This is a genomic window from Pseudomonas sp. C 49-2, assembly GCF_003970195.1.
Taxonomy (GTDB): Bacteria; Pseudomonadota; Gammaproteobacteria; order Pseudomonadales; family Pseudomonadaceae; genus Aquipseudomonas; species Aquipseudomonas canadensis.
Genome location: NZ_RXYG01000004.1, coordinates 375,562 through 396,392 on the forward strand (window position 1 = coordinate 375,562; position 20,831 = coordinate 396,392).

Annotated in this window: 27 protein-coding genes; 16 read left to right on the forward strand and 11 right to left on the reverse strand. The window is 59.7% G+C overall.

What is annotated here, in order from left to right:
• Positions 1 to 118: 118 nt before the first annotated feature.
• The gene (locus EJ576_RS10575; RefSeq protein ID WP_126570309.1) at positions 119 to 1,126 is read left to right on the forward strand and encodes a DNA-binding protein; all 1,008 of its coding nucleotides are present in this window, start codon (positions 119 to 121) and stop codon (positions 1,124 to 1,126) included.
• On the opposite strand, the gene gorA is transcribed toward EJ576_RS10575, so the two are convergent.
• Entirely contained in the window at positions 1,127 to 2,485 is a 1,359-nt protein-coding gene (gorA, locus tag EJ576_RS10580; protein WP_038850939.1) for a glutathione-disulfide reductase, read from the reverse strand.
• 105 nt (positions 2,486 to 2,590) lie between these two features.
• Positions 2,591 to 3,430 (reverse strand): UTP--glucose-1-phosphate uridylyltransferase GalU, encoded by an 840-nt coding sequence (gene galU, locus EJ576_RS10585; protein WP_003173830.1) that lies wholly within the window; start codon positions 3,428 to 3,430, stop codon positions 2,591 to 2,593.
• Positions 3,431 to 3,740: 310 nt separating this feature from the next.
• On the opposite strand from galU, the gene EJ576_RS10590 reads away from it, so the two are divergent.
• Positions 3,741 to 3,926 carry a hypothetical protein gene (locus EJ576_RS10590; RefSeq protein WP_028616218.1) on the forward strand — a complete coding sequence of 62 codons (186 nt, stop codon included), beginning with the start codon at positions 3,741 to 3,743 and terminating at the stop codon, positions 3,924 to 3,926.
• A 142-nt stretch (positions 3,927 to 4,068) separates the two neighbouring features.
• Positions 4,069 to 4,350, forward strand: coding sequence for a hypothetical protein (locus EJ576_RS10595; protein WP_016974790.1), 282 nt, complete (start codon positions 4,069 to 4,071; stop codon positions 4,348 to 4,350).
• Between the two features lie 9 nt (positions 4,351 to 4,359).
• Here the strand turns inward: EJ576_RS10595 and EJ576_RS10600 are convergent, their stop codons facing one another.
• The 4 genes from EJ576_RS10600 to EJ576_RS10615 all read right to left on the reverse strand — a co-directional run bounded on the left by EJ576_RS10600 (position 4,360) and on the right by EJ576_RS10615 (position 6,755).
• Complete coding sequence (locus EJ576_RS10600; protein ID WP_068933096.1) at positions 4,360 to 4,590, reverse strand: hypothetical protein; 231 nt, start codon at positions 4,588 to 4,590, stop codon at positions 4,360 to 4,362.
• 76 nt (positions 4,591 to 4,666) lie between these two features.
• Complete coding sequence (locus EJ576_RS10605; RefSeq protein ID WP_371923939.1) at positions 4,667 to 5,515, reverse strand: c-type cytochrome; 849 nt, start codon at positions 5,513 to 5,515, stop codon at positions 4,667 to 4,669.
• 62 nt (positions 5,516 to 5,577) lie between these two features.
• Positions 5,578 to 6,225, reverse strand: a complete 648-nt coding sequence (locus EJ576_RS10610; protein WP_126570310.1) for a c-type cytochrome — start codon at positions 6,223 to 6,225, stop codon at positions 5,578 to 5,580.
• 176 nt (positions 6,226 to 6,401) lie between these two features.
• Positions 6,402 to 6,755, reverse strand: a complete 354-nt coding sequence (locus tag EJ576_RS10615; RefSeq protein WP_028616222.1) for a hypothetical protein — start codon at positions 6,753 to 6,755, stop codon at positions 6,402 to 6,404.
• A 214-nt stretch (positions 6,756 to 6,969) separates the two neighbouring features.
• On the opposite strand from EJ576_RS10615, the gene EJ576_RS10620 reads away from it, so the two are divergent.
• The 4 genes from EJ576_RS10620 to ada all read left to right on the forward strand — a co-directional run bounded on the left by EJ576_RS10620 (position 6,970) and on the right by ada (position 9,257).
• Positions 6,970 to 7,272, forward strand: a complete 303-nt coding sequence (locus tag EJ576_RS10620) for a DUF1883 domain-containing protein (protein WP_003191319.1) — start codon at positions 6,970 to 6,972, stop codon at positions 7,270 to 7,272.
• Positions 7,273 to 7,297: 25 nt separating this feature from the next.
• Positions 7,298 to 7,465 (forward strand): hypothetical protein, encoded by a 168-nt coding sequence (locus tag EJ576_RS29770; RefSeq protein ID WP_016974793.1) that lies wholly within the window; start codon positions 7,298 to 7,300, stop codon positions 7,463 to 7,465.
• A gap of 4 nt (positions 7,466 to 7,469) precedes the next feature.
• Positions 7,470 to 8,135: a DNA oxidative demethylase AlkB gene (gene alkB / locus EJ576_RS10625; protein WP_122727133.1), complete on the forward strand. Its 666-nt coding sequence runs from the start codon at positions 7,470 to 7,472 to the stop codon at positions 8,133 to 8,135.
• Positions 8,136 to 8,210: 75 nt separating this feature from the next.
• Positions 8,211 to 9,257, forward strand: a complete 1,047-nt coding sequence (gene ada, locus EJ576_RS10630) for a bifunctional DNA-binding transcriptional regulator/O6-methylguanine-DNA methyltransferase Ada (protein ID WP_122727136.1) — start codon at positions 8,211 to 8,213, stop codon at positions 9,255 to 9,257.
• Here the strand turns inward: ada and EJ576_RS10635 are convergent.
• Positions 9,254 to 9,832 carry an ABATE domain-containing protein gene (locus tag EJ576_RS10635; protein WP_126570311.1) on the reverse strand — a complete coding sequence of 193 codons (579 nt, stop codon included), beginning with the start codon at positions 9,830 to 9,832 and terminating at the stop codon, positions 9,254 to 9,256. The two genes, ada and EJ576_RS10635, sit on opposite strands and share 4 nt — an antisense overlap.
• 173 nt (positions 9,833 to 10,005) lie before the next feature.
• Here EJ576_RS10635 and EJ576_RS10640 point away from each other — a divergent pair, with 173 nt between their 5' ends.
• From EJ576_RS10640 to EJ576_RS10675, 8 genes are all read left to right on the forward strand, one after another.
• Positions 10,006 to 10,884, forward strand: a complete 879-nt coding sequence (locus EJ576_RS10640; RefSeq protein WP_178083536.1) for an alpha/beta fold hydrolase — start codon at positions 10,006 to 10,008, stop codon at positions 10,882 to 10,884.
• A 109-nt stretch (positions 10,885 to 10,993) separates the two neighbouring features.
• Positions 10,994 to 12,055: a nitronate monooxygenase family protein gene (locus EJ576_RS10645; RefSeq protein WP_126570312.1), complete on the forward strand. Its 1,062-nt coding sequence runs from the start codon at positions 10,994 to 10,996 to the stop codon at positions 12,053 to 12,055.
• A 113-nt stretch (positions 12,056 to 12,168) separates the two neighbouring features.
• A complete protein-coding gene (gene modA, locus EJ576_RS10650; RefSeq protein ID WP_126570313.1) occupies positions 12,169 to 12,927 on the forward strand; it encodes a molybdate ABC transporter substrate-binding protein in 759 nt (252 codons plus the stop codon).
• Positions 12,928 to 13,608 carry a molybdate ABC transporter permease subunit gene (modB, locus tag EJ576_RS10655; RefSeq protein ID WP_123477556.1) on the forward strand — a complete coding sequence of 227 codons (681 nt, stop codon included), beginning with the start codon at positions 12,928 to 12,930 and terminating at the stop codon, positions 13,606 to 13,608.
• A gap of 5 nt (positions 13,609 to 13,613) precedes the next feature.
• Positions 13,614 to 14,693, forward strand: coding sequence for a molybdenum ABC transporter ATP-binding protein (gene modC, locus EJ576_RS10660; RefSeq protein ID WP_126570314.1), 1,080 nt, complete (start codon positions 13,614 to 13,616; stop codon positions 14,691 to 14,693).
• Between the two features lie 78 nt (positions 14,694 to 14,771).
• Positions 14,772 to 15,809 (forward strand): DNA topoisomerase IB, encoded by a 1,038-nt coding sequence (locus EJ576_RS10665; RefSeq protein WP_126570315.1) that lies wholly within the window; start codon positions 14,772 to 14,774, stop codon positions 15,807 to 15,809.
• A 124-nt stretch (positions 15,810 to 15,933) separates the two neighbouring features.
• Positions 15,934 to 17,556 carry an ATP-binding cassette domain-containing protein gene (locus EJ576_RS10670; RefSeq protein ID WP_126570316.1) on the forward strand — a complete coding sequence of 541 codons (1,623 nt, stop codon included), beginning with the start codon at positions 15,934 to 15,936 and terminating at the stop codon, positions 17,554 to 17,556.
• A 69-nt stretch (positions 17,557 to 17,625) separates the two neighbouring features.
• The gene (locus EJ576_RS10675) at positions 17,626 to 18,330 is read left to right on the forward strand and encodes a YoaK family protein (RefSeq protein ID WP_126570317.1); all 705 of its coding nucleotides are present in this window, start codon (positions 17,626 to 17,628) and stop codon (positions 18,328 to 18,330) included.
• A gap of 146 nt (positions 18,331 to 18,476) precedes the next feature.
• Here EJ576_RS10675 and EJ576_RS10680 read toward each other — a convergent pair whose 3' ends face one another.
• From EJ576_RS10680 to EJ576_RS10695, 4 genes are all read right to left on the reverse strand, one after another.
• Entirely contained in the window at positions 18,477 to 18,830 is a 354-nt protein-coding gene (locus EJ576_RS10680) for a hypothetical protein (RefSeq protein ID WP_028616233.1), read from the reverse strand.
• 172 nt (positions 18,831 to 19,002) lie between these two features.
• Complete coding sequence (locus EJ576_RS10685; RefSeq protein WP_028616234.1) at positions 19,003 to 19,314, reverse strand: AzlD domain-containing protein; 312 nt, start codon at positions 19,312 to 19,314, stop codon at positions 19,003 to 19,005.
• Positions 19,311 to 20,006, reverse strand: coding sequence for an AzlC family ABC transporter permease (locus EJ576_RS10690; protein WP_028616235.1), 696 nt, complete (start codon positions 20,004 to 20,006; stop codon positions 19,311 to 19,313). Before EJ576_RS10690 ends, EJ576_RS10685 begins: the two co-directional genes overlap by 4 nt.
• Before the next feature lie 71 nt (positions 20,007 to 20,077).
• Positions 20,078 to 20,293 (reverse strand): hypothetical protein, encoded by a 216-nt coding sequence (locus tag EJ576_RS10695; RefSeq protein ID WP_005788169.1) that lies wholly within the window; start codon positions 20,291 to 20,293, stop codon positions 20,078 to 20,080.
• 177 nt (positions 20,294 to 20,470) lie between these two features.
• On the opposite strand from EJ576_RS10695, the gene EJ576_RS10700 reads away from it, so the two are divergent.
• A complete protein-coding gene (locus tag EJ576_RS10700; protein WP_033902961.1) occupies positions 20,471 to 20,827 on the forward strand; it encodes a metalloregulator ArsR/SmtB family transcription factor in 357 nt (118 codons plus the stop codon).
• The last annotated feature ends 4 nt before the right edge of the window (positions 20,828 to 20,831 follow it).

The following is a 20,831-nucleotide window of genomic DNA, read 5'->3' on the forward strand; positions in this document are numbered from 1 at the left end:
ACACGGGATAATACGCCAATATCCCATCTGTTAAATCGTGAATTTAAACGAATTTTTATTTGTGATATGGTATGTATATACATAATACATACCACATTACGAAATCGACGGAGACCCCATGGCTCGCGGCGGCATTAACAAAGCAGTAGTTCAAACGGCACGCCTGGCGATCCTCGCCCGCGGCGAAAACCCCAGCATCGATGCCGTACGCATCGAAATGGGCAATACCGGCTCGAAAACCACGATTCATCGCTATCTGAAGGAGCTGGATGAGAGCGAAAGCCGAGCCACCATCACCGAGGCGCCCATCGACGACGAGCTTGGTGAACTGGTAGCGCGCCTGGCGCAACGCTTGAAGGAGAAAGCCCAGGAGCCTATCGACCTGGCCCTGGCGCAGTTCGAGCAACAGAAAGCCGCCCTGCTCGCCCAACTGGAAGCCCTTGAGGAAGCACACGGCCAACTCAAGCAACAATTTGATATCCAGGCCGCCGCCCTGGCAGAAGAAAGCGCGGCCCTGCAAACCGCCAGCACCAGCCTGCAGACCGAACAAACCCGTAACGCCGGGCTGAGCCAGGCGTGCAGTGATTACGAATTACGGATCAACGATAAGGACGAACAGATTCGCTCGCTGGAAGAAAAGCACCTGCACGCAAGGGATGCCTTGGAGCATTACCGTAATGCGATCAAGGAGCAGCGTGAACAGGAACAGCGTCGTCACGAAGGGCAACTGCAACAGATCCAAGCCGAGTTGCGCCAAGCCCAGCAGAGCGCCATGGTGCGCCAGGATGAAATCACCCAACTGCACCGCGACAATGAGCGACTGCTGATTGAACATCGAGTGACATCGAAAGAGTTGACGGCGCTGCAGGAACAGTCCCGCAAAGACCAGGCCCAGCAGCTCAAGCTGAGCGAACAGGTGAGCCTGATTGACAGCGAGCGCACCCTGCTTCAGGAGCGTCTGCGCGTTGCGGTGCTGGAGAGCCAGTCACGCCAGGAAGCGTTGACTGAACATCAACAATCCAACAAAACCCTGGAATTGGAACTGATCAAAACCCAGGCCAGTATCGAGGCATTGCGCCTGGCAGCCGCCGTTGCGACGGCGCCAGAGGCAACACCCGAGAGCTGATCAGCCTGCCACAGGCGTGCGCATGGTGACGAACTCTTCCGCCGCCGTAGGGTGCACACCGATGGTGTCATCGAAATGCTGCTTGGTCGCGCCCGCCTTGAGCGCGATCGCCAAGCCCTGGACGATCTCGCCGGCATCCGGACCGACCATGTGACAACCCAGCACTTGGTCGGTATCAGCGTCGACCACTAGCTTCATCAGGGTTTTTTCCTGGCACTCAGTCAGGGTCAGCTTCATTGGCCGGAAACGGCTTTCGAAGATCTGCACCTTATGACCCTTCTCTTTCGCTTCCTCTTCGGTCAGGCCAACAGTACCAATGTTCGGCAGGCTGAACACCGCCGTCGGAATCATGGCGTAATCCACCGGACGATATTGCTCCGGCTTGAACAAGCGACGCGCCACGGCCATGCCTTCAGCCAACGCAACCGGTGTCAGCTGCACGCGCCCGATTACGTCGCCGATGGCCAGGATCGACGACTCAGCGGTCTGATACAGATCGTCCACTTCGACGAAGCCACGCTTGTCGAGTTTCACGCCTGTGTTCTCCAGGCCAAGGTTGTCCAGCATCGGACGGCGGCCAGTGGCGTAGAACACACAGTCCGCTTCCAACACGCGACCGTCTTTCAGCGTGGCCTTGAGGCTGCCATCCGCTTGCTTGTCGATGCGCTCGATGTCTGCATTGAATTGCAGGTCCAGGCCACGCTTGGTCAGCTCTTCCTTCAGGTGCGTACGCACCGAACCGTCAAAACCACGCAGGAACAAGTCACCGCGATACAGCAGGGTTGTCTGTGCACCCAGGCCATGGAAGATCCCCGCGAACTCGACGGCAATGTAGCCACCACCGACAACCAATACACGCTTGGGCAACTCTTTGAGGAAAAACGCTTCATTGGAACCAATGGCATGTTCACGGCCCGGAATTTCCGGAATCTGCGGCCAGCCACCCGTTGCGATCAGGATGTGTTTGGCGGTAAAGCGCTCGCCGTTGATTTCGACCTGATGCGCATCCACCAGGCGAGCGTGCCCCTCATGCAGGGTCACGCCGCTATTGACCAGCAGGTTGCGGTAAATGCCGTTCAGGCGGTTGATTTCACGATCTTTGTTGGCGATCAGGGTGGCCCAATCAAAATTCGCCTCACCCAGCGACCAGCCAAATCCACTGGCCTGCTCAAAATCTTCGGCAAAGTGTGCGCCGTACACCAACAGTTTCTTCGGCACGCAGCCGACGTTGACGCAAGTGCCACCCAGGTAGCGGCTTTCCGCCACGGCCACCTTGGCACCAAAGCCTGCGGCAAAACGCGCCGCACGAACACCACCGGAACCGGCGCCAATCACATACAGGTCAAAATCGTAGGCCATTTCACTCTCCTCGGCAGGACATCAGCATACCGACTTACATGGGGCTGAAAAACGAAAAAGCCACCCGAAGGTGGCTTTTTTGGACCGGGACGCTTACAGCTTGAATCAGTAAGCCTTGCCAGTCTTGTAGAAGTGCTCGTAGCAGAAGTTGGTCGCTTCGATGTAGCCTTCAGCGCCGCCGCAGTCGAAGCGCTGGCCCTTGAACTTGTAGGCAATCACGCAACCGTCTTTGGCTTGCTTCAACAGGGCGTCGGTGATCTGGATTTCGCCGCCTTTGCCTGGCTCGGTTTCTTCGATCAGCTTGAAGATATCCGGGGTCAGGATGTAGCGACCGATGATCGCCAGGTTGGAAGGTGCGTCTTCCGGTGCCGGTTTTTCAACCATGTCACGCACGCGGATCAAGCCATCCCCAATGTCGTCGCCGGCGATAACGCCGTACTTGTTGGTTTCGGTCGGGTTCACTTCCATCACCGCAACGATGGTGCAGCGGTATTTCTGGTAGAGCTTGACCATCTGGGTCAACACACCGTCGCCTTCCAGGTTCACGCACAGGTCATCCGCCAGCACCACGGCGAACGGTTCGTCACCGATCAGTGGGCGACCGGTCAGGATCGCGTGGCCGAGGCCTTTCATCTGGGTCTGACGGGTGTAGGAGAACGAGCACTCGTCGAGCAGCTTGCGGATGCCGACCAGGTATTTTTCCTTGTCGGTGCCCTTGATCTGGTTTTCCAGCTCATAGCTGATGTCGAAGTGGTCTTCCAGGGCGCGCTTACCGCGGCCGGTGACGATGGAAATTTCGTTCAGGCCGGCATCCAGTGCCTCTTCGACGCCGTACTGAATCAGTGGCTTGTTCACCACCGGCAGCATCTCTTTGGGCATGGCTTTGGTCGCTGGCAAGAAGCGAGTGCCGTAACCGGCTGCTGGGAACAAGCATTTCTTGATCATATGAGTCCTTACAAAGGGCTGTGCGTACGGAATTCGGCGCAGTCTAATCAGGCCGCAGTCACCTTACAATGGGTCCTGCTGGCGTTGCGATGTCATCATAGAGAAAAAATCTCGGCGTAAGTTCCGCTGGCCTTATGGACCGCGCTCCCACCGCTACGGCAAAAAACGGCTGCACCTCAATGTTTCAAAGGGCTGCACTCTTTTTAGCACGCTTTTGCAACCGGAACACTGACCTGGAATAACTTGCGCTGAATCGCTGCATTTGGCGCTATCATAAGGCCCTTGAACCACACCACGAGATACTTGATAGATGTCAGAACCAAAAGGCGTGAACGGCTACCTGATCACACAGCGAGCGGACGGTTGGCACTTGATCAACTTCCACGGTGACAGCGTCGCCGGGGTATTCCCGACCGAAAGCCAGGCTATCGCGGTAGCTGAAGTATTTGTGGATGAAGCGGGCCACGCATCGAGCAAGCGGCCGAAGGGCAAGTAAGCGTCCAAGCGCTGCGCAAAAGCCCCGTTTGACCGGGGCTTTTTAGTGTTTGTCTGTACGTACATGGCAGTTCGCTATAATCTCGCCGAAACGCCCCACGACAGTGTCAGCGCCCTTCCAACACCCTCGATGATGAACACACATGAACAAGATTCTGGCACTGACTGCGGTACTGGCGCTCGCCGGCTGCACCACCACTTCTGACGTCTACCTGAAAAACGGTGAACAAGGTCTGACCATCGATTGCTCAGGCGAAGCCAATTCCTGGGCCAGCTGCTACGAAAAGGCTGATGCCTCGTGTGCCGGCACCGGCTATCGCATCGTCGGTACCGAAGGCACGCCGTCGCTCAAGGAAAGCGACAAGACCCTGGGGCAGGACGTGGGCAACTACAAGAGTCGCAGTGTAGTGGTGGTCTGCAAGTAAGCTTGAGGCTTACAACTGAATGTCGGCAAACTTGATGCCCAGGCTGCGGATGGTCTCCACCAGGTCATCCAGGCGCGCGAACGACTCGACTTCATCCTGATCGTCCACCAGGAAAAAACTGCGGCCGCCGCTTTTCTTGAAGAATACGATCCACTCCCCAAGATCGGCCGGGTTCTGGATGATGTGAGTGGCCGATATCTGGCCTTCGGCCTGGCGAGCCCTGACGTGTTCACGCTTCATGAAAGACTTCCCAAAAAGGCAGATGCCGCACAAACCGAGGGTTTGCGCGGCATTTTTGCATTGATCGGGTAACAGTTTAACGGATGCCCTGCCCGATCAGCACGCCTTCTACGTTTTGGCCGTAGAGATTGACGCCATCGTTGGCGTGGAACTTGACCCGGGTTTTCTCCACGGAACCGTCAACCAATCGCGGATCCTGCGGCCGCTCATGGCTGTTGACATAGGCTGCAACATCCCAGGCTTGCTGGTCGCTCAAGCTGCCGCCCTTGCCCAGCGGCATGTTATGTTTGATGAAGGACGCCGCCGTATTGATGCGGTGCATGCCGGCGCCCCAATTGTAGGAATCCTTGCCCCACAGCGGTGGCATCACATAGTGCTCACCGACCTTTTGGCCCTGCCCTTCGCCGCCGTGGCAGACCGCGCACTGCTCCTGGTACACCTGGGCACCCTGAGCCAGGTTATAACCCTTGGCCGGTTGCGCAACGTCTGGGTAGCCACGACCAGGCAACTCGACACCCAGCGGTGCCTTGCTCGCCAGCCAGTAGGCATACACCGAAAGCGCGGTGATCTCAGAGCTATCTGCGGCCGGGGGTGTGCCGCCGTTCATACTGAACTGGAAACAGCCCTGCAATCGCTCGGCAAAGGTATTGACCTTGTCGTTTTTCTTCCGATAGGCCGGGTACATCGGGTACGCAGCCCACAGTGGCGCCGAGTTGGCGAGGCGGCCCTGGTCCAGGTGGCAGTTGCTGCAGTTGAGTCCGTTACCGACATATTTCGGCGCCAGCCGCTGAGTATCCACGAACAACGCATACCCCTCTTTCACCAGCTTACCGTAAGCATTGTCGGGCAGTTCGCTTTCTTGAGGCGGCCGGAATTGGCTGGCCGCAGCGTGGCTGGCGGGTTGCAACTGTGATTGGTCTTCCATGGCGATCGTGGCGGCGTTAGCCGAGGGAACAGCCAATAGGCCCAAGGCTAATATCAACGGACTCATGGCTTGGCCTCCAGTTTCAGCGAAGCGAAATACTGGGCCACGCCCTGCACTTCTTCTGCCGTGAGGGACTTAGCGATGTGCCCCATCAAGTCATTCGGATCATTGTGGCGGGTGCCATTTTGCCAAGCCGTCAATTGCGCTGCCAGGTAAGCGGCGGGTTGGCCGGCCAGGGGCGGGAATGCGTCACCGACCCCCGTCCCTGCTGGGCCATGGCAACTGGCACAGGCCGGAATCTGCCGTTCCCAGGCGCCTTGTTGTGCGAGCTTTTGTGCAGCATTGAGCGGCATATCGCCGCGATAGATCGCCTGTGGAACAGGCCCCGGCATTGCCGCCAGCGCCTGGCTGACCGCCTCGATTTCGGCGTCCGTGAGGGCGTTCGCCACCGGCTGCATCACGGGATTTGAACGGCTGCCACCTTTGAAATCCTCCAGTTGTTTACGCACATACGGCGCGGGCAAACCCGCTAACCGGGGAAAGCCTGCTGCGGCCATCCCCGCGCCATCGGCACCATGACAGGCTACACAGGGCATGGCACCCGGCTGCGAACCGCCCTCGGCGAAGATCTTCCTCCCCTCCAGCGCGTGGGCATTGCCCAATAGCAACATCAGCGCACTGCCCATCAGTACTCGTTCCAGAGACATCATCACGGCTCCATTTTATAGTTATATGCTTAGACTCTTACGGCATAAGCCTACAAATGGTAGGGGAATGACCCCGTCGCGACAACTCCAAAAACGCAGCGCAAAAAAAAGCCTGGCTTTACGCTTACGCGGCCAGGCTTTTTTATCGGATTGAAAGTCGCTGGGTTGAACAGGCCAGATCAGCCGGAAATGCAGTCCTCGCCGGCCTTCTTCACGTCACCCGGACGGATCGGCACATTGGACATGCTCTCGTAAAGCTTGATGCTACTGCCACTGGAGCGCTCATCGATCTCGAAGATCGCCGAAGGGTCGGCCGAGAATTTCTGCGGCACAATCACCTGCACGCCGCCGTCCTTATGCGGTTCGATCTGCGGTGGCCGGCGAGTCGCCGACAGCTTCTGTACCACACACGCAGCGTATTCCTTCGGTTTTTTACCGGAAATCACTGCCAAGGTCGGAGGGGTCTGCTTGATATCTGCAACCGAAGCACACCCACCAATCGCCAGGGCCAGAACCAACACACTCCATTTCATACTAAAACCTCCGATAAAGACCCTACGACAGCGGAGATGGTAATTTTCTCCCGCCCACGTAGGATTTATCCCTGATAACTCGGTAAATAACTGTTTTAAATTGTCGACGTCGTTGAAGACGGGCCGATAATAAACACGCTGGGGCTGATAAACTCCATCTTAACCTACGTATCGTTCTGATTTTTCAGAAAAAGCCCTTCTGGAGTCTCCACCCATGAAATTCATCCACCAGCGTGAGCACCTCAACGAGGGCGACATTGTCGTCATCGAATGCTCTCAGACTTGTAATATCCGCCTGATGAGCGATGCGAATTTTCGCAGCTTCAAGAATGGCGGCCGTCACACCTATCACGGCGGCGCCTTCGACAAGTTCCCCGCCAAAATCACTGCGCCGAGCACCGGGTTCTGGAACATCACGCTGGACGTAGTCACGCGTCGCGCAATCAGCGTCACCCGCAAACCCGCGTTGTCCCACAAGATCCGCATTGTGCGTCGTACCAGCTCCAAGCTGAGCTGATCCGCACACTTCACAGGAAATAGCCGTGAACACCACTACCAAATACGTGATCAAGTACAAGCTTAACGGCGAACGCCGCTTTGAGTTCGCCCAACTGCAGACCAACAGCGTGGAAGAAGCCAAGCAAGCCCTGGCGAAAATTCACGATGCCAGTGATGAAATCACCGACATCAATGTGAGCAAGGCGCTGTAAGCCGATGCCCGGCCCCACCGCTGACCTGTTCGCCGACGACGCCCTGCAACAACCCGCAGGGCGTGAGCAAATTGGCGAACAGTCCTACGTATTAAGGGGCTACGCCCTGCCCTGGATTGAGCGCCTCCTACCGGAGCTGCGGCGGGTGCTGGCTCAATCACCGTTTCGACAAATGGTCACACCCGGCGGCTTTACCATGTCGGCGGCATTGAGCAGTTGCGGCGACCTGGGCTGGACCACTGACACGTCCGGCTACCGCTACTCGCCACTCGACCCGCGCAGCCAGCAGCCGTGGCCGAAGATGCCAGAGGTCTTGCGTCAATTGGCGGTGCACGCGGCGGCAGAGGCCGGTTTTCCCGACTTTGCCCCTGATGCTTGCCTGATCAACCGCTATGTGCCCGGCGCCAAAATGTCCCTGCACCAGGACAAAAACGAACGCCGCTATAGCGAACCGGTTGTATCTGTGTCGCTTGGCCTGCCGGCGATTTTCCTGTTTGGTGGACACGAACGCAGTGAAAAAACCCGGAAAGTCTCACTGTTCCATGGCGACGTAGTGGTCTGGGGCGGCGTGGATCGCCTGCGCTTCCACGGAGTGATGCCGATCAAGGACGGTGTGCATCCGGTCATGGGGCCGCAACGCATCAACCTCACGTTTCGCACTGCCGGTTGATTTGACCGCAAGCTTCAGAGTGCCAGGTAGGCGCGGCGCGATTAATCTGAACGGAATCCGTCAAGAGTGCCAAGCATGACAACCGAACAAGACCCACGCTGGGCGGCCATCCTCGCCCGCGACCCCAAGGCTGATGCGCTGTTCGTCTACGGTGTGAAGACCACTGGCGTGTACTGCCGCCCCAGCAGCGCCTCACGTTTACCGCGCCCGGAAAACATCGAGTTCTTCGACACCCCGGTGCAGGCCGAAGCCGCCGGTTATCGCGCCAGCAAACGTGCAGCGGGAGACCAGACTCTGCTGGTTGCGCACCACGCGCAATTGGTGGCTCAAGCCTGCCGACATATCGAACAAGCCGAGACGCCGCCCAGCCTGAGTGCGCTGGCCGCGCAGGCCAACCTGAGCCCTTTCCACTTTCACCGCGTGTTCAAAACCGTCACCGGCCTGACGCCTAAGGGCTATGCCACCGCGCACCGTTCGCGCAAGGTGCGCGATGGGCTCAAAAGCTCGCACTCGGTAACGGACGCGTTGTATGACGCCGGCTTCAATTCCAATAGCCGCTTTTATGAATCGGCCGACCAGCTCCTCGGCATGAAACCCAGCGACTACAAAGCTGGCGGCACTAACACGGCGATCTTGTTCGCTGTCGGGCAGTGTTCATTGGGGGCGATCCTGGTGGCGCAGAGCGCCCGTGGCGTCTGCGCGATTCTGCTGGGGGACGATCCCGGCCAATTGGTGCGCGATCTGCAGGATCAGTTTCCCAAGGCCGAACTGGTAGGCGCCGACCAGCGCTTCGAGCAGTTGGTGGCACAGGTCGTGGGGTTTATCGAAGCACCTGCGCTCGGCCTGGACCTGCCCCTGGATCTGCGCGGCACGGCATTTCAGGAACGGGTGTGGCAAGCCTTGCGCGAAATTCCAACGGGGAGCACGGCCAGTTACGCGCAGATCGCAGAGCGGATTGGCGCGCCGAAATCGTTCCGCGCGGTGGCTCAAGCGTGTGGCGCGAACAGCCTCGCGGTTGCGATTCCCTGCCACCGTGTGGTGCGCAGCAATGGCGACCTGTCGGGCTATCGTTGGGGCGTGGAACGTAAGCAGCAGTTGCTGGAGCGCGAGCGCAAGGCTTAACCCAGCTTGCGCTTGCGAAACTCGGCGACTTTATGCCGGTTGCCACACAGCGCCATGCTGCACCAACGGCGCTTATGGGCCTTGGTGCGATCGTAGAACCACAACACACATTCGGGATGTTCGCAGGTGCGGATCAGGTTGAAATCCCCGTCCACCAGCAAACGCGCTGCGGCTTCAGCAATCATCGAGAGAAATTGCTCCGGGGTTTGCAGCTTGCGCTGACGCTCAACGCGTAACTCACCCGACGCCGGCCAAGCCAACTGCGGATGGCTGACGGCCTTGCGCAAAAAGCCATTCAGTGCGGCGGGATCGCCCTGCGCTCCTTCCTTGCGCGCTTCCAGCAACACACGGATCACCTCGCGCAGATCACGGCCCACCCGGAGCAATGCGCCCGCTTCAAACACAGGCACCTGCCCCTCCTCAACCCACCCCAGGCGCACCAGCCAACGCTCGACGTCGGCATCGGACTGCCAGAAGTCATGCGGTTGGGCGTCGACATTGGCGCGCGTGTTGAGCATGTCCAGCACCGGGTCGTCGGCGAGTACATAAGGTTCAAGGGAGGCTGGGATAGTCATGGTCATTCCTCTTCAGGGCGCAGACATAGTAACCGCTATCTAGTCACGCGGATAGTTACACGACACAAATTTGAAACCGTTATAAATAGTTTGACAGGTTACTTTTTTCAGCGCAGCTTTTGAAGAAGGTAACCCGTATATCAATCCAATCAAGTTACAAAGGTGACTTCATCATGACCCTTCCAACCTCCGTCGTTCACTACCGCCATGTCGATGCCGACGGCGTACGCATGTTCTACCGCGAAGCCGGCGACCCCTCGGCGCCGGTCATCTTGCTGCTGCACGGTTTCCCCAGTTCGTCGCATATGTACCGCGATCTGATCCCCTTACTCGCCACGCGCTTTCGGGTGATCGCGCCGGATTTGCCGGGTTTCGGCTTTACCGAAGTGCCTGCCGAGCGCGACTACCACTACAGCTTCGATAACCTGGCGATCACCGTCGGACATTTTGTCGATGCGCTGGAATTGACACGTTACGCGCTGTACGTCTTCGACTATGGCGCACCGGTAGGTCTACGCCTGGCAGTGGCGTACCCGGAACGGGTCAGCGCGCTGGTTTCGCAAAACGGTAACGCCTACCTGGAAGGTCTGGGGGACGCCTGGGCACCGATTCGCGCCTACTGGGCCGAACCAAGCCAGGCCAACCGCGAGGTGATCCGCAACGCGGTGATCAGCCTGGAAGGCACGCGCTACCAGTACCTGCACGGCGTGAATCAACCCGAGTTGGTGGCACCAGAGTCCTACATGCTCGACGTACTGCTCATGCAGCGACCCGGCAACGACGAGATCCAGCTGGACCTGTTCCTCGACTACCGCAACAACCTGACGCTGTACCCGGCGTTCCAGGCCTTCTTCAAGGCCAAGCAAGTGCCAACACTGGTGATCTGGGGCCAGAACGATCCGTTCTTCATCCCGCCGGGTGCACACGCCTATCAAACCGACAACCCGCACGCCGTGGTGGAACTGCTCGACACTGGCCACTTCGCCCTGGAAACCCATGCGGCCCATATCGCCGAGCGGATTCACGCGGTGCTGGGAAACGCCATCAACTAATGGCACATCACGAAACGTGCCGTTCGTCCAGTGAATAAAACAGAGTGGCCGGGTGTCATGGGCCCTGTTAAAACAGGGCAAAGCCTCACTAACGCTGGAGAGACATCCCATGAGCACCTGGCCAGACACCCGCATTATCGACCTGCTGGGGATCGAACTGCCGATCATCCAGGCGCCCATGGCCGTGGGCACCACCACGGCCATGGTCATCGAGGCCAATAGAGCTGGCGCGCTGGGCTCATTGCCGGCGGCCGCACTGAGTCTCGCGCAACTGCGCGAAGCGCTGGCCGCCATCCGTGAGGCCAGCCCACGCCCGATCAACGTCAACTTCTTCTGCCACCAGCCGCCAGCCCCCGACGCAGCGCGTGATCGGCGCTGGAAGGACTTGCTGGAACCCTACTACCGTGAATTGGGTGCCGATTTTGAGGCGCCGACGCCCGTGTCCAACCGCGAACCGTTTAATGAAGCGGCTTGCCAAGTCATCGAGGAATTCTGCCCCGAAGTCGTCAGTTTTCACTTCGGCCTGCCGGAAAAAGCCCTGCTGGATCGGGTAAAAGCCACGGGGGCGAAAGTCCTGTCCTCGGCCACCACCGTGGAAGAAGCAATCTGGCTGGAGCAGCACGGCTGCGATGCGATCATCGCCATGGGCAGTGAAGCTGGCGGGCATCGTGGCTTGTTTCTCAGCGATGACCTCAATACCCAGATCGGCCTGTTCGCCCTGCTGCCGCAGGTGGTCGACGCCGTCAGCGTGCCGGTGATTGCCGCCGGCGGGATCGGCGATGCACGCGGGATTGTCGCGGCCTTTGCCCTGGGCGCCTCGGCGGTACAGATCGGCACGGCTTACCTGTTTACGCCTGAAGCCAATGTCACGCCTTCGCACCACCACGCATTGCGCCATGCCCAGGCCAGCGAAACCGCGCTGACCAACCTGTTTACCGGTCGTCCGGCACGGGGCATCGTCAACCGGGTGATGCGGGAGTTGGGTGCAATCAACCCAGCCGCCCCGGCATTCCCGACCTCCGGCGGCGCATTGATCCCGCTCAAGGCCAAGGATGAAGCGGGCTTCAGCAATTTATGGTCCGGCCAGGCGCTGCGCCTGGGCAAAGACACCACCACCTATGACCTGACGCGCGAACTGGCGGAGCAGGCCTTGGCCAAACTCAACCCGTAGAACCTGTGGCAACTTTGCACTGTACCGGCAATGGCCAACCGCTATATATTCCCATACATAGCGGTTAAGCCTTCTACCTATAACAAGCCGTACACCCTCAAAGGAGCTGCTTCATGAAGATTCACGCCGCACGCCTGGCCATCCTGGTCGCTGCCCTCGCCTTCGGTTCGGCCCATGCCGATGAAGTCCAGGTGGCCGTCGCCGCCAACTTCACCGCACCGATCCAGGCGATTGCCGCCGACTTCGAAAAAGACACCGGCCACAAACTGGTCGCAGCCTACGGTGCCACCGGCCAGTTCTACACCCAGATCAAGAATGGTGCGCCGTTCGAAGTCTTCCTGAGCGCCGACGACACCACGCCGCAAAAACTTGAAACCGAAGGCGACACCGTCAAAGGCTCGCGCTTCACCTACGCCGTCGGCACCCTGGCGCTGTGGTCGGCCAAGGAAGGTTATGTCGACGCCAAAGGCGAGGTGCTGAAGAAAAACGCGTTCAAGCACCTGTCGATCGCCAACCCGAAAGCCGCGCCTTACGGCCTCGCCGCCACCCAAGTGCTGGCCAAGGAAGGTTTGACCGAGAAGGTCAAAGACAAGATCGTCGAAGGCCAGAACATCACCCAGGCCTACCAGTTCGTGTCCACCGGCAACGCTGAGCTGGGCTTCGTGGCCTTGTCGCAGATCTATAAAGACGGCAAAGTCACCAGCGGTTCGGCGTGGATCGTTCCCGCCGCCATGCATGACCCGATCAAACAAGACGCGGTGATCCTCAACAAGGGCAAGGACAACGCCGCTGCCAAGGCGCTGGTCGACTACCTCAAGGGGCCTAAGGCCGCTGCTGTCATCAAGTCCTATGGTTACGAGCTGGCCAAGTAAATGCCGTTATCGAGTGCCGATTTTTCCGCCATCTGGTTGACCATCAAACTGGCGTCACTGACTACCGTGATCCTGTTGATCATCGGCACTCCGATAGCCCTGTGGTTGTCGCGCACCCGATCCTGGTGGCGCGGCCCCATTGGCGCCATCGTCGCTCTGCCATTGGTGTTGCCACCGACGGTGATCGGTTTTTACCTGCTGTTGACCATGGGGCCCAATGGCTACTTCGGCCAGTTCACCCAATGGCTGGGCCTGGGCACCCTCACCTTCAGCTTCGCCGGGTTGGTCATTGGCTCGGTGATCTATTCGATGCCGTTTGTGGTGCAGCCGTTGCAAAACGCCTTCTCCGCCATCGGCACACGCCCGCTGGAAGTGGCCGCAACCTTGCGTGCCAATCCTTGGGACACGTTCTTCACCGTCATTTTGCCCCTGGCGCGGCCAGGGTTTATCACCGCCTCCATCCTGGGTTTTGCGCACACCGTGGGTGAGTTCGGCGTGGTGCTGATGATCGGCGGCAATATCCCGGACAAGACCCGGGTGGTGTCCGTGCAGATCTACGACCATGTGGAAGCCATGGAATATGCCCAGGCCCATTGGCTGGCCGGCTCCATGGTGGTATTCGCGTTCCTGGTGTTGCTGGCGCTGTATTCCAGCCGTAAAACCAAGCTGGGCTGGAGTTGATGTCGATGATTGATGTACGTCTGCAACTCAAGTATTCGGGTTTTGCCCTGGAGGTCGACCTGCACTTGCCCGGTCGCGGTGTGACGGCGCTGTACGGGCATTCCGGTTCCGGCAAGACCACCTGCCTGCGCTGTATCGCCGGGCTGGAGCGCGCCGAAGACGGCTTTGTCCAGATCAATGATGAAGTCTGGCAAGACAGCCGCAACGGATTGTTCGTACCGCCCCATAAACGCGGCCTGGGCTACGTGTTTCAGGAGGCCAGCCTGTTCCCTCATCTGTCGGTGCGGGCCAACCTGGAGTTCGGCCTCAAGCGCATTCCCCGTCAGCAGCGCCGTGTGGATATGGCCCATGCCACCGAGTTGCTGGGCATCGGCCACCTGCTCGACCGCCATCCCCAGCACCTTTCCGGCGGTGAGCGCCAGCGCATCGGCATCGCCCGCGCCTTGCTCACCAGCCCCAGTCTGTTGTTGATGGACGAACCCCTGGCCGCCCTCGATAGCCAGCGCAAAAGCGAGATCCTGCCGTACCTCGAACGCCTGCACGATGAACTGGATATCCCGGTGCTGTATGTCAGCCATGCCCAGGATGAAGTGGCGCGCCTGGCCGATCACATCGTCTTGCTCAGCGACGGCAAGGCCCTGGCCAGCGGCCCCATCGGCGAAACCCTGGCGCGGCTCGACCTGCCCCTGGCGCTGGGCGACGATGCCGGCGTGGTGATCAACGGCGCGGTCAGTGCCTATGACGATCACTATCAGTTGCTCACCCTGCAACTGCCCGCCAGCGCCTTGCACATGCGTGTAGCCCATGCGCCGTTGGCGGTGGGCAAAGCGTTGCGTATCAAGGTGCAGGCGCGGGATGTGAGCCTCAGCCTGCAAGCGGAGGAACACAGCAGCATCCTCAACCGCCTGCCGGTTACGGTCACGCAAGAGATTTCGGCAGACAACAGCGCGCATGTGCTGGTGCGCCTGGACGCGGGTGGCACGCCGTTGCTGGCGCGCATCACGCGTTTCTCCCGCGACCAACTGCAACTGCAGCCCGGCCAGAGACTCTGGGCACAGATCAAGGCCGTCGCGGTGTTGGCGTAAGCAACCTTTTGGCACGACCGCACACCGCTGCGGTCCATCAGACATACCGGCCTGATTTGTTGCCAAGGAACCCGCCCCATGTCCGACTCTGCGCTGCCCCGCGACCTGCATTACGTTGACGACACCCAGCCCGGCATCCGCCGCAAGACGCTGCGCGGCAAGTTCCAGTATTTCGACCCCAAGGGCGAACGCATCACGGATGCCGACGAGATCAAGCGCCTCAACGCCCTTGCCGTCCCGCCGGCCTACACCGATGTGTGGATCTGCGCCGACCCGCGCGGCCATCTGCAAGCTACCGGCCGCGATGCACGCGGGCGCAAACAGTATCGCTATCACGCGCGTTGGCGCGAAGTGCGGGACACGGACAAGTATTCGCGGCTGCAGGAATTCGGCAGTGCACTGCCGAAATTGCGCAAACAGCTCGAAGCGCAAATAGCCGAGCCCGGATTTACCCGCGAAAAGGTGCTGGCCACCGTGGTGACGCTGCTGGACGCTACGCTGATCCGCGTCGGTAATACCCAGTATGCCCGCGACAACAAGTCCTATGGGCTGACCACCCTGCGCACCCGTCATGTGGATGTAAAAGGCAGCGAAATCAAGTTCCAGTTTCGCGGCAAGAGCGGCGTCGAGCACCAAATCAGCGTTAAGGACCGGCGACTGGCGACAGTGGTCAAACGCTGCCTGGAATTGCCGGGCCAGAACCTGTTCCAGTACCTGGATGAGGATGGCGAGCGGCACACCGTCAGCTCCCAAGACGTGAATGATTACCTGCACAAACTCACCGGCGCCGACTTCACCGCCAAGGATTACCGCACCTGGGCCGGTACCGCCATGGCGTTGGCCGTATTGCGGGAACTGGAGTGGCAGCCCGAATCCGATGCCAAAAGGCATGTTGTGTCGATGGTCAAGGATGTCGCCAAGCAGCTGGGTAATACCCCGGCGGTGTGCCGCAAGTGTTACATCCACCCTGCCGTGCTGGAGCATTTCAGCCTCGGCGAACTCTCCAAGTTGCCCAAGCCGCGCCTGCGCAAAGGGCTCAAGGCCGAAGAAGTGGCCTTGGCGATGTTTCTTGAGCAATTGGCGGCGGACTTGCCGAAACAAGCCAAGACGGGTTAGGCTTTGCCTCCCTTCTGATCCGCAGGACGACCGCCGACGTGAACCACTAAGCCTTCCAAAATGTATCTGCAACGAGCCGCCTGGCGCGCTTGTTGGCCTGTCCGACATTTTTTTGGAGGTGCTGATGACTGACGTCAACCGGCTGCCCGTCCTTGTTTCCCTGCAACACCTGAGCTTCCAGTTCGCCAATGGCGAAACCCTGCTGGATGACTTGACCCTGTCCATCGATCACACACCTACCGGCATTGTGGGGCGCAATGGTCGAGGTAAAAGCATTCTCGCCCGCTTGATCGCTGGGTTGCTGGCGCCCTCCTCTGGCTCGCTGAATGGCCCAGGCCGAGTGATCTACGTTGCGCAGAGCATCGCGGTTGCGCCAGGGGAAACGGTCGCCGATCTCACCGGCACCGCAGAGATATTGGCCGCCCTTGAACGCATGACCCGAGGCGCCGCACAGGTCGAAGACCTGGAATTGATCGACGACCGCTGGGACCTGGCCGAACGCTTGCGCAGTGCCTTGGACGGCGCGGGGCTGTCGCAGCTGGCTTCTGATACCCCGGCCGACCAACTCAGCGGCGGCCAGTTGGCCAGGGTCGCTATCATCGGCGCGCTGCTGGCCGCGCCGCCGCTGCTGGTGCTCGATGAACCCACCAACCACCTCGACAGCGAAGGCCGCGCCTGGCTGCTTCGTGTGCTCAGCGCTTGGCGTGGTGGCCTGGTGGTGGTCAGCCATGATCGGCGATTGCTCAACGTCATGGCGCGCATCATTGAACTGTCGCCCCTGGGCGTAAACGTCTATGGCGGCAACTACGATGCCTATCGCCTGCTGCGTGATGCCGAACAACAGGCCGCCATCGCCGCGCTGGACCATGCACGCCTGGAGCGCAGCCGCGAACGGCGGCGCCTGCAAAAGGACCACGACAGCCTGCAACGCAACGCCGCGCGCTCACGCAAGCATGCGGAAACCGCCAACGTCGACCGTTTCACCAAGGCGCGCTGGAAAGGCGCCGCCACGGAAATCGTCAGCACCGTGCGCAGCGCGCATTGGCAACATAAACACGAGCTGGATACCCAGGTGCGCCAGGCTTATGAACGGGTCGAAGATGAAACGCCGACGCTGTTGGCATTGCCCGCATCAGCGGTGCCCAACGGGAGGCAGGTGTTGTCGTTGGTAGACGCACAGTTGCCGTGGCTGCCGTCGACCTGTCTGAATGTGCATCTCGCAGGTCCAGTGCGCGTTGCCGTACGTGGGCCGAACGGCTGCGGCAAGTCCACGTTGCTGAAGGTACTGGCCGGTAAATGGCAGGTCGTCGCGGGTGAATGCAAGGTGCATCTGCCCTGCGCCTACATTGATCAGCACCTTGCGCTGCTGGACGATCAGCGCTCCATCGTCGAACAACTCAACCTGCTCGACACCCCCCTGGCCGAAGCCGAATTGCGTACACGCCTGGCCTTGCTGCAACTGGATGCCTTGCGCGTCACCCAACCCACCGGGCAACTCAGCGGTGGCGAACGCTTGAAGGCCGCGGTGGCAATTGCGTTGTGGCGCGAAGTGCCGGCGCAACTGCTGTTACTGGACGAACCGACCAACCACTTGGACCTGGAGTCGGTGATGGCTTTCGAGCAGGCGCTGCAAGGTTTCAACGGGGCAATGCTGGTGGTCTCCCATGACGCGGCGTTCATTCAATCGATCAAGCCCACCCATTTCCTGGATTGGCACCACACAGGTTGGTCGTTGGAAGCTGTCTGAGGTCATTGCACGCGCGCTGAAAGCGTCCTACGGTAGTGGCCGGATAATCTCACCGAGGAACCCGGTCCTATGCTGCCTTCGCCCCGCAAGCCTTACGCCAATGCTGCACTCGCCCACCGGCAACGCTGGCGTGGCCGGGTCGGGCTGATGCTAGTGGCCAGTCTGTCGGTACTGGCGGGCATGACCGACGCCATCGGCTTCATGGCGAGCGGCGATTTCGTTTCGTTCATGAGCGGCAACACCACGCGCCTGGCGGTGGCGATCAGCGCAGGGGATCTTGGGCTGACCGGACGGCTGTTGTTGCTGGTCGCGACATTTGTGGTCGGCAACGCCTTGGGGGTGGTGGTCAGTCGAATGAGCCGTCGCCACGCCTTGCCGTTGCTGCTGTGTATTGCGGCGTTGTTGTGCGGCGCGGCATGGCTGCCTTTCGCGGATACGTTGCCCGCGCTGCTGGCGGCGATCATCGCGATGGGCATGCTTAATGCCGCTGTGGAAGAGGTCAACGGTTTGCCGGTGGGGCTGACTTATGTCACCGGCGCGCTTTCGCGTTTTGGTCGTGGGCTCGGGCGCTGGTTGCTCGGAGAGCGGCGCAGTGGCTGGCGCGTGCAGTTGATTCCGTGGGCAGGCATGTTCGTGGGGGCGGTGATTGGCGCACTGTTGGAGCAGCAGATGGGCTTGAAGGCGCTGATGGTCAGCGGCGTGTTGGCGGGGTTGCTGGGGGTGGTGTCACTGAAGATTCCCCGTCGCTGGCACTTGGGCTACATGCCGCGCTGAAGAAAGGAAGGGATGCTCGCCCGACGTTTAGGCCTCGACGTCCGTGTACTGGTAAAGAGCCATCATGTCGGGCGAGCGGGTGAATCATAAGCTAATGCCCGGCGGCTGTCGTGCCAGGCATTTCCTAAATCGTCTAAGGCAATGGATTACAGGCAGGTCGCGAGTGCGGCCAAACGACGCTTGGCGGGCATGTTGTCTTCTGCGGCGTAGTACTTGATGGAAGAACCGGCACCCGCGCTCTGCACATCAACAAAGTAATCGCCAGCGGTGGTGTACACGGTGTAACCGCCCGCCTCGATCGGTTCCTTGAAGCCGCCGGCATCAACGCCGAACACGCTTTCGTCCTGCCAGCCAAACTGCACGCATTCGGCAACGACCAGGGTGGCCTTGTCCGACGCCAGGGTCTTGTAGGGCGTGCCTGCGCGCGCTTCTTTCATCTTCGAACCCGCGCAACCGGCCAGGGCCGCCAGTACCAGTGCGCCAATTACCACCTTGTGCATGCCATTGCTCCGTCGGAAAAAAACGCGACTGTACCATTGCCGCGTGCCGGACTGACGGCTGCATAAACTTTGTTTCACTGTAAAGGGAGAAGGCGCGGCCTATATTGGCCACGCTCATTTTTAGAAGTCTCCCTTCGGCCCGCCCTCCCGCGGGCTTTTTTTCGCCTGGGTTTTAGAGCAACCAGCGGAACAGGTAGAACAACGCCATGCTCAGCAACACGGTGACCAGCACATTGCGCGTCCAGTACATCAGCCCCACCGCGCTGATACCCGCCAACAGGTAAGGGTTGGCCGGGCTCAGGTTCAGATGATGATCCGCCAGGAAAATGATCGGCCCGCAAATCGCCGTGAGCATGCCCGGCACTGCAAACCCGAGAAATTCCCGCGCCCCCCGGTTGAGGCGCACCGGCAGGCGCGGCTCGATAAACAGGTAACGGTTGAAAAAGACCACCAGGCCCATCGCCACGATCATGATGTAGATCATTGCTGCCCTACTCCCAGTCGCTTGCAGGCATAACCCGCGCTCATGCCCAGCACGCCGGACACCACCACCGCCGATTCCCAATGCAGGAAACTCAGCCACACCGAAAACACCAGTGACACCGCCACGCAGACCACAGTGGGGACGTCACGCACCACCGGCGTGATCAGCGCGATAAAGGTGGCGGCGATGGAAAACTCCAGGCCCAGTTGGTCAAGACCGGGGATGCTCTTGCCGAGCACGATGCCGGCCAGAGTGAACAGGTTCCAGGCGATATAGAACGTCAGCCCCACACCCAGCGCATACCAGCGGTTAAAGGTCTCACGGTCGTAGTGGCTGACCAGTGCGAAAAATTCATCGGTGAGCAGAAAGCCCAGGCTCATGCGCCAGCGGGTCTTGAGCGGCGACAAAATCGGACGCAGGTGCATGCCGTAGAGCAAATGCTGGGAGGTCAGCAGCAAGGTGGTCAGTACGATGGAAATTAGGCTGGCGCCACTCTTGACCATGCCGATGGCGACCAGTTGCGCCGCACCGGCAAACACGATGGCGGACAATCCCTGGGCTTCCAACGGACTGAATTGCGCATCGATGGCCATGGAACCGGCCAGCAGTCCCCAAGGCGCGCAGGCCAGGGACAAGGGAATAACGGCAATGGCGCCGCGAGCGAAGGCGTAATGCGGTAAGGCGGTAGGCATGGAAACGGCTCATCGACAGACAGTCGACAAGCATGCCAGCACAACAATGGGCTTGTCTTGAACGATCTTGCTCAGGCGAGCCGGACCGACACCTGCTCCACCGAATCACGCGCTTCGCGCAACTCATAGGCATCCTGATTGAGCCGGTGAATGGTATTGAGCAGGCGCTGGCGCAGCACTTCATCGCCGAGTTTTTCGACGGCGCGCATCAGGTCGAACGCAGCGGTTTCGTTATTTTCCGCGACGGAATCCAGGGTCTTGCGCAGGTTACGAGTAGCACGGGTCACGCGGAGTCTTCCTTCATCAGCAATGGGCAGGCACTTTAGGACATTCGTGTTTCATTTTAATTTCAAACACTTGTGGTGGATTTCACGGCATTTGATCCATATCAATTGAAACAGGGTTTGACTGATACATATGGAAATACGTATATTCGGATAACCATATATACAAAGACCTTGGCCATGTCGGACTCCCTCTCCCCGCCCACCCTCTTCAAATGCCTGGCCGATGCCACCCGCGCACGCCTGACATTACTGATCCTACGTGAAGGCGAACTTTGCGTGTGCGAACTGATCCATGCCTTGGATGACAGCCAGCCGAAAATCTCCCGGCACCTGGCGCAACTGCGCAGTTGCGGGTTGCTGCAGGACCGTCGTCAGGGTCAATGGATCTACTACCGCATCAATCCTGCGCTGCCCGAGTGGGTGACGCAGGTGCTGCACACCACCCTGCAAGCCAACCAGCCATGGTTGCACAGCGACGCGCAGCGTCTGGATGCAATGGGCGACAGACCACAACGGGCCAGCACCTGCTGCTGAGCCA

What these genes read in the sequence shown, in the direction of transcription:
- EJ576_RS10575 (WP_126570309.1), top strand. Translation starts at nt 119, where the DNA reads ATGGCTCGCGGCGGCATTAACAAAGCAGTAGTTCAAACGGCACGCCTG.
- gorA (WP_038850939.1), bottom strand. Translation starts at nt 2,485, where the DNA reads ATGGCCTACGATTTTGACCTGTATGTGATTGGCGCCGGTTCCGGTGGT.
- galU (WP_003173830.1), bottom strand. Translation starts at nt 3,430, where the DNA reads ATGATCAAGAAATGCTTGTTCCCAGCAGCCGGTTACGGCACTCGCTTC.
- EJ576_RS10590 (WP_028616218.1), top strand. Translation starts at nt 3,741, where the DNA reads ATGTCAGAACCAAAAGGCGTGAACGGCTACCTGATCACACAGCGAGCG.
- EJ576_RS10595 (WP_016974790.1), top strand. Translation starts at nt 4,069, where the DNA reads ATGAACAAGATTCTGGCACTGACTGCGGTACTGGCGCTCGCCGGCTGC.
- EJ576_RS10600 (WP_068933096.1), bottom strand. Translation starts at nt 4,590, where the DNA reads ATGAAGCGTGAACACGTCAGGGCTCGCCAGGCCGAAGGCCAGATATCG.
- EJ576_RS10605 (WP_371923939.1), bottom strand. Translation starts at nt 5,515, where the DNA reads ATGGAAGACCAATCACAGTTGCAACCCGCCAGCCACGCTGCGGCCAGC.
- EJ576_RS10610 (WP_126570310.1), bottom strand. Translation starts at nt 6,225, where the DNA reads ATGATGTCTCTGGAACGAGTACTGATGGGCAGTGCGCTGATGTTGCTA.
- EJ576_RS10615 (WP_028616222.1), bottom strand. Translation starts at nt 6,755, where the DNA reads ATGAAATGGAGTGTGTTGGTTCTGGCCCTGGCGATTGGTGGGTGTGCT.
- EJ576_RS10620 (WP_003191319.1), top strand. Translation starts at nt 6,970, where the DNA reads ATGAAATTCATCCACCAGCGTGAGCACCTCAACGAGGGCGACATTGTC.
- alkB (WP_122727133.1), top strand. Translation starts at nt 7,470, where the DNA reads ATGCCCGGCCCCACCGCTGACCTGTTCGCCGACGACGCCCTGCAACAA.
- ada (WP_122727136.1), top strand. Translation starts at nt 8,211, where the DNA reads ATGACAACCGAACAAGACCCACGCTGGGCGGCCATCCTCGCCCGCGAC.
- EJ576_RS10635 (WP_126570311.1), bottom strand. Translation starts at nt 9,832, where the DNA reads ATGACTATCCCAGCCTCCCTTGAACCTTATGTACTCGCCGACGACCCG.
- EJ576_RS10640 (WP_178083536.1), top strand. Translation starts at nt 10,006, where the DNA reads ATGACCCTTCCAACCTCCGTCGTTCACTACCGCCATGTCGATGCCGAC.
- EJ576_RS10645 (WP_126570312.1), top strand. Translation starts at nt 10,994, where the DNA reads ATGAGCACCTGGCCAGACACCCGCATTATCGACCTGCTGGGGATCGAA.
- modA (WP_126570313.1), top strand. Translation starts at nt 12,169, where the DNA reads ATGAAGATTCACGCCGCACGCCTGGCCATCCTGGTCGCTGCCCTCGCC.
- modB (WP_123477556.1), top strand. Translation starts at nt 12,928, where the DNA reads ATGCCGTTATCGAGTGCCGATTTTTCCGCCATCTGGTTGACCATCAAA.
- modC (WP_126570314.1), top strand. Translation starts at nt 13,614, where the DNA reads ATGATTGATGTACGTCTGCAACTCAAGTATTCGGGTTTTGCCCTGGAG.
- EJ576_RS10665 (WP_126570315.1), top strand. Translation starts at nt 14,772, where the DNA reads ATGTCCGACTCTGCGCTGCCCCGCGACCTGCATTACGTTGACGACACC.
- EJ576_RS10670 (WP_126570316.1), top strand. Translation starts at nt 15,934, where the DNA reads ATGACTGACGTCAACCGGCTGCCCGTCCTTGTTTCCCTGCAACACCTG.
- EJ576_RS10675 (WP_126570317.1), top strand. Translation starts at nt 17,626, where the DNA reads ATGCTGCCTTCGCCCCGCAAGCCTTACGCCAATGCTGCACTCGCCCAC.
- EJ576_RS10680 (WP_028616233.1), bottom strand. Translation starts at nt 18,830, where the DNA reads ATGCACAAGGTGGTAATTGGCGCACTGGTACTGGCGGCCCTGGCCGGT.
- EJ576_RS10685 (WP_028616234.1), bottom strand. Translation starts at nt 19,314, where the DNA reads ATGATCTACATCATGATCGTGGCGATGGGCCTGGTGGTCTTTTTCAAC.
- EJ576_RS10690 (WP_028616235.1), bottom strand. Translation starts at nt 20,006, where the DNA reads ATGCCTACCGCCTTACCGCATTACGCCTTCGCTCGCGGCGCCATTGCC.
- EJ576_RS10700 (WP_033902961.1), top strand. Translation starts at nt 20,471, where the DNA reads ATGTCGGACTCCCTCTCCCCGCCCACCCTCTTCAAATGCCTGGCCGAT.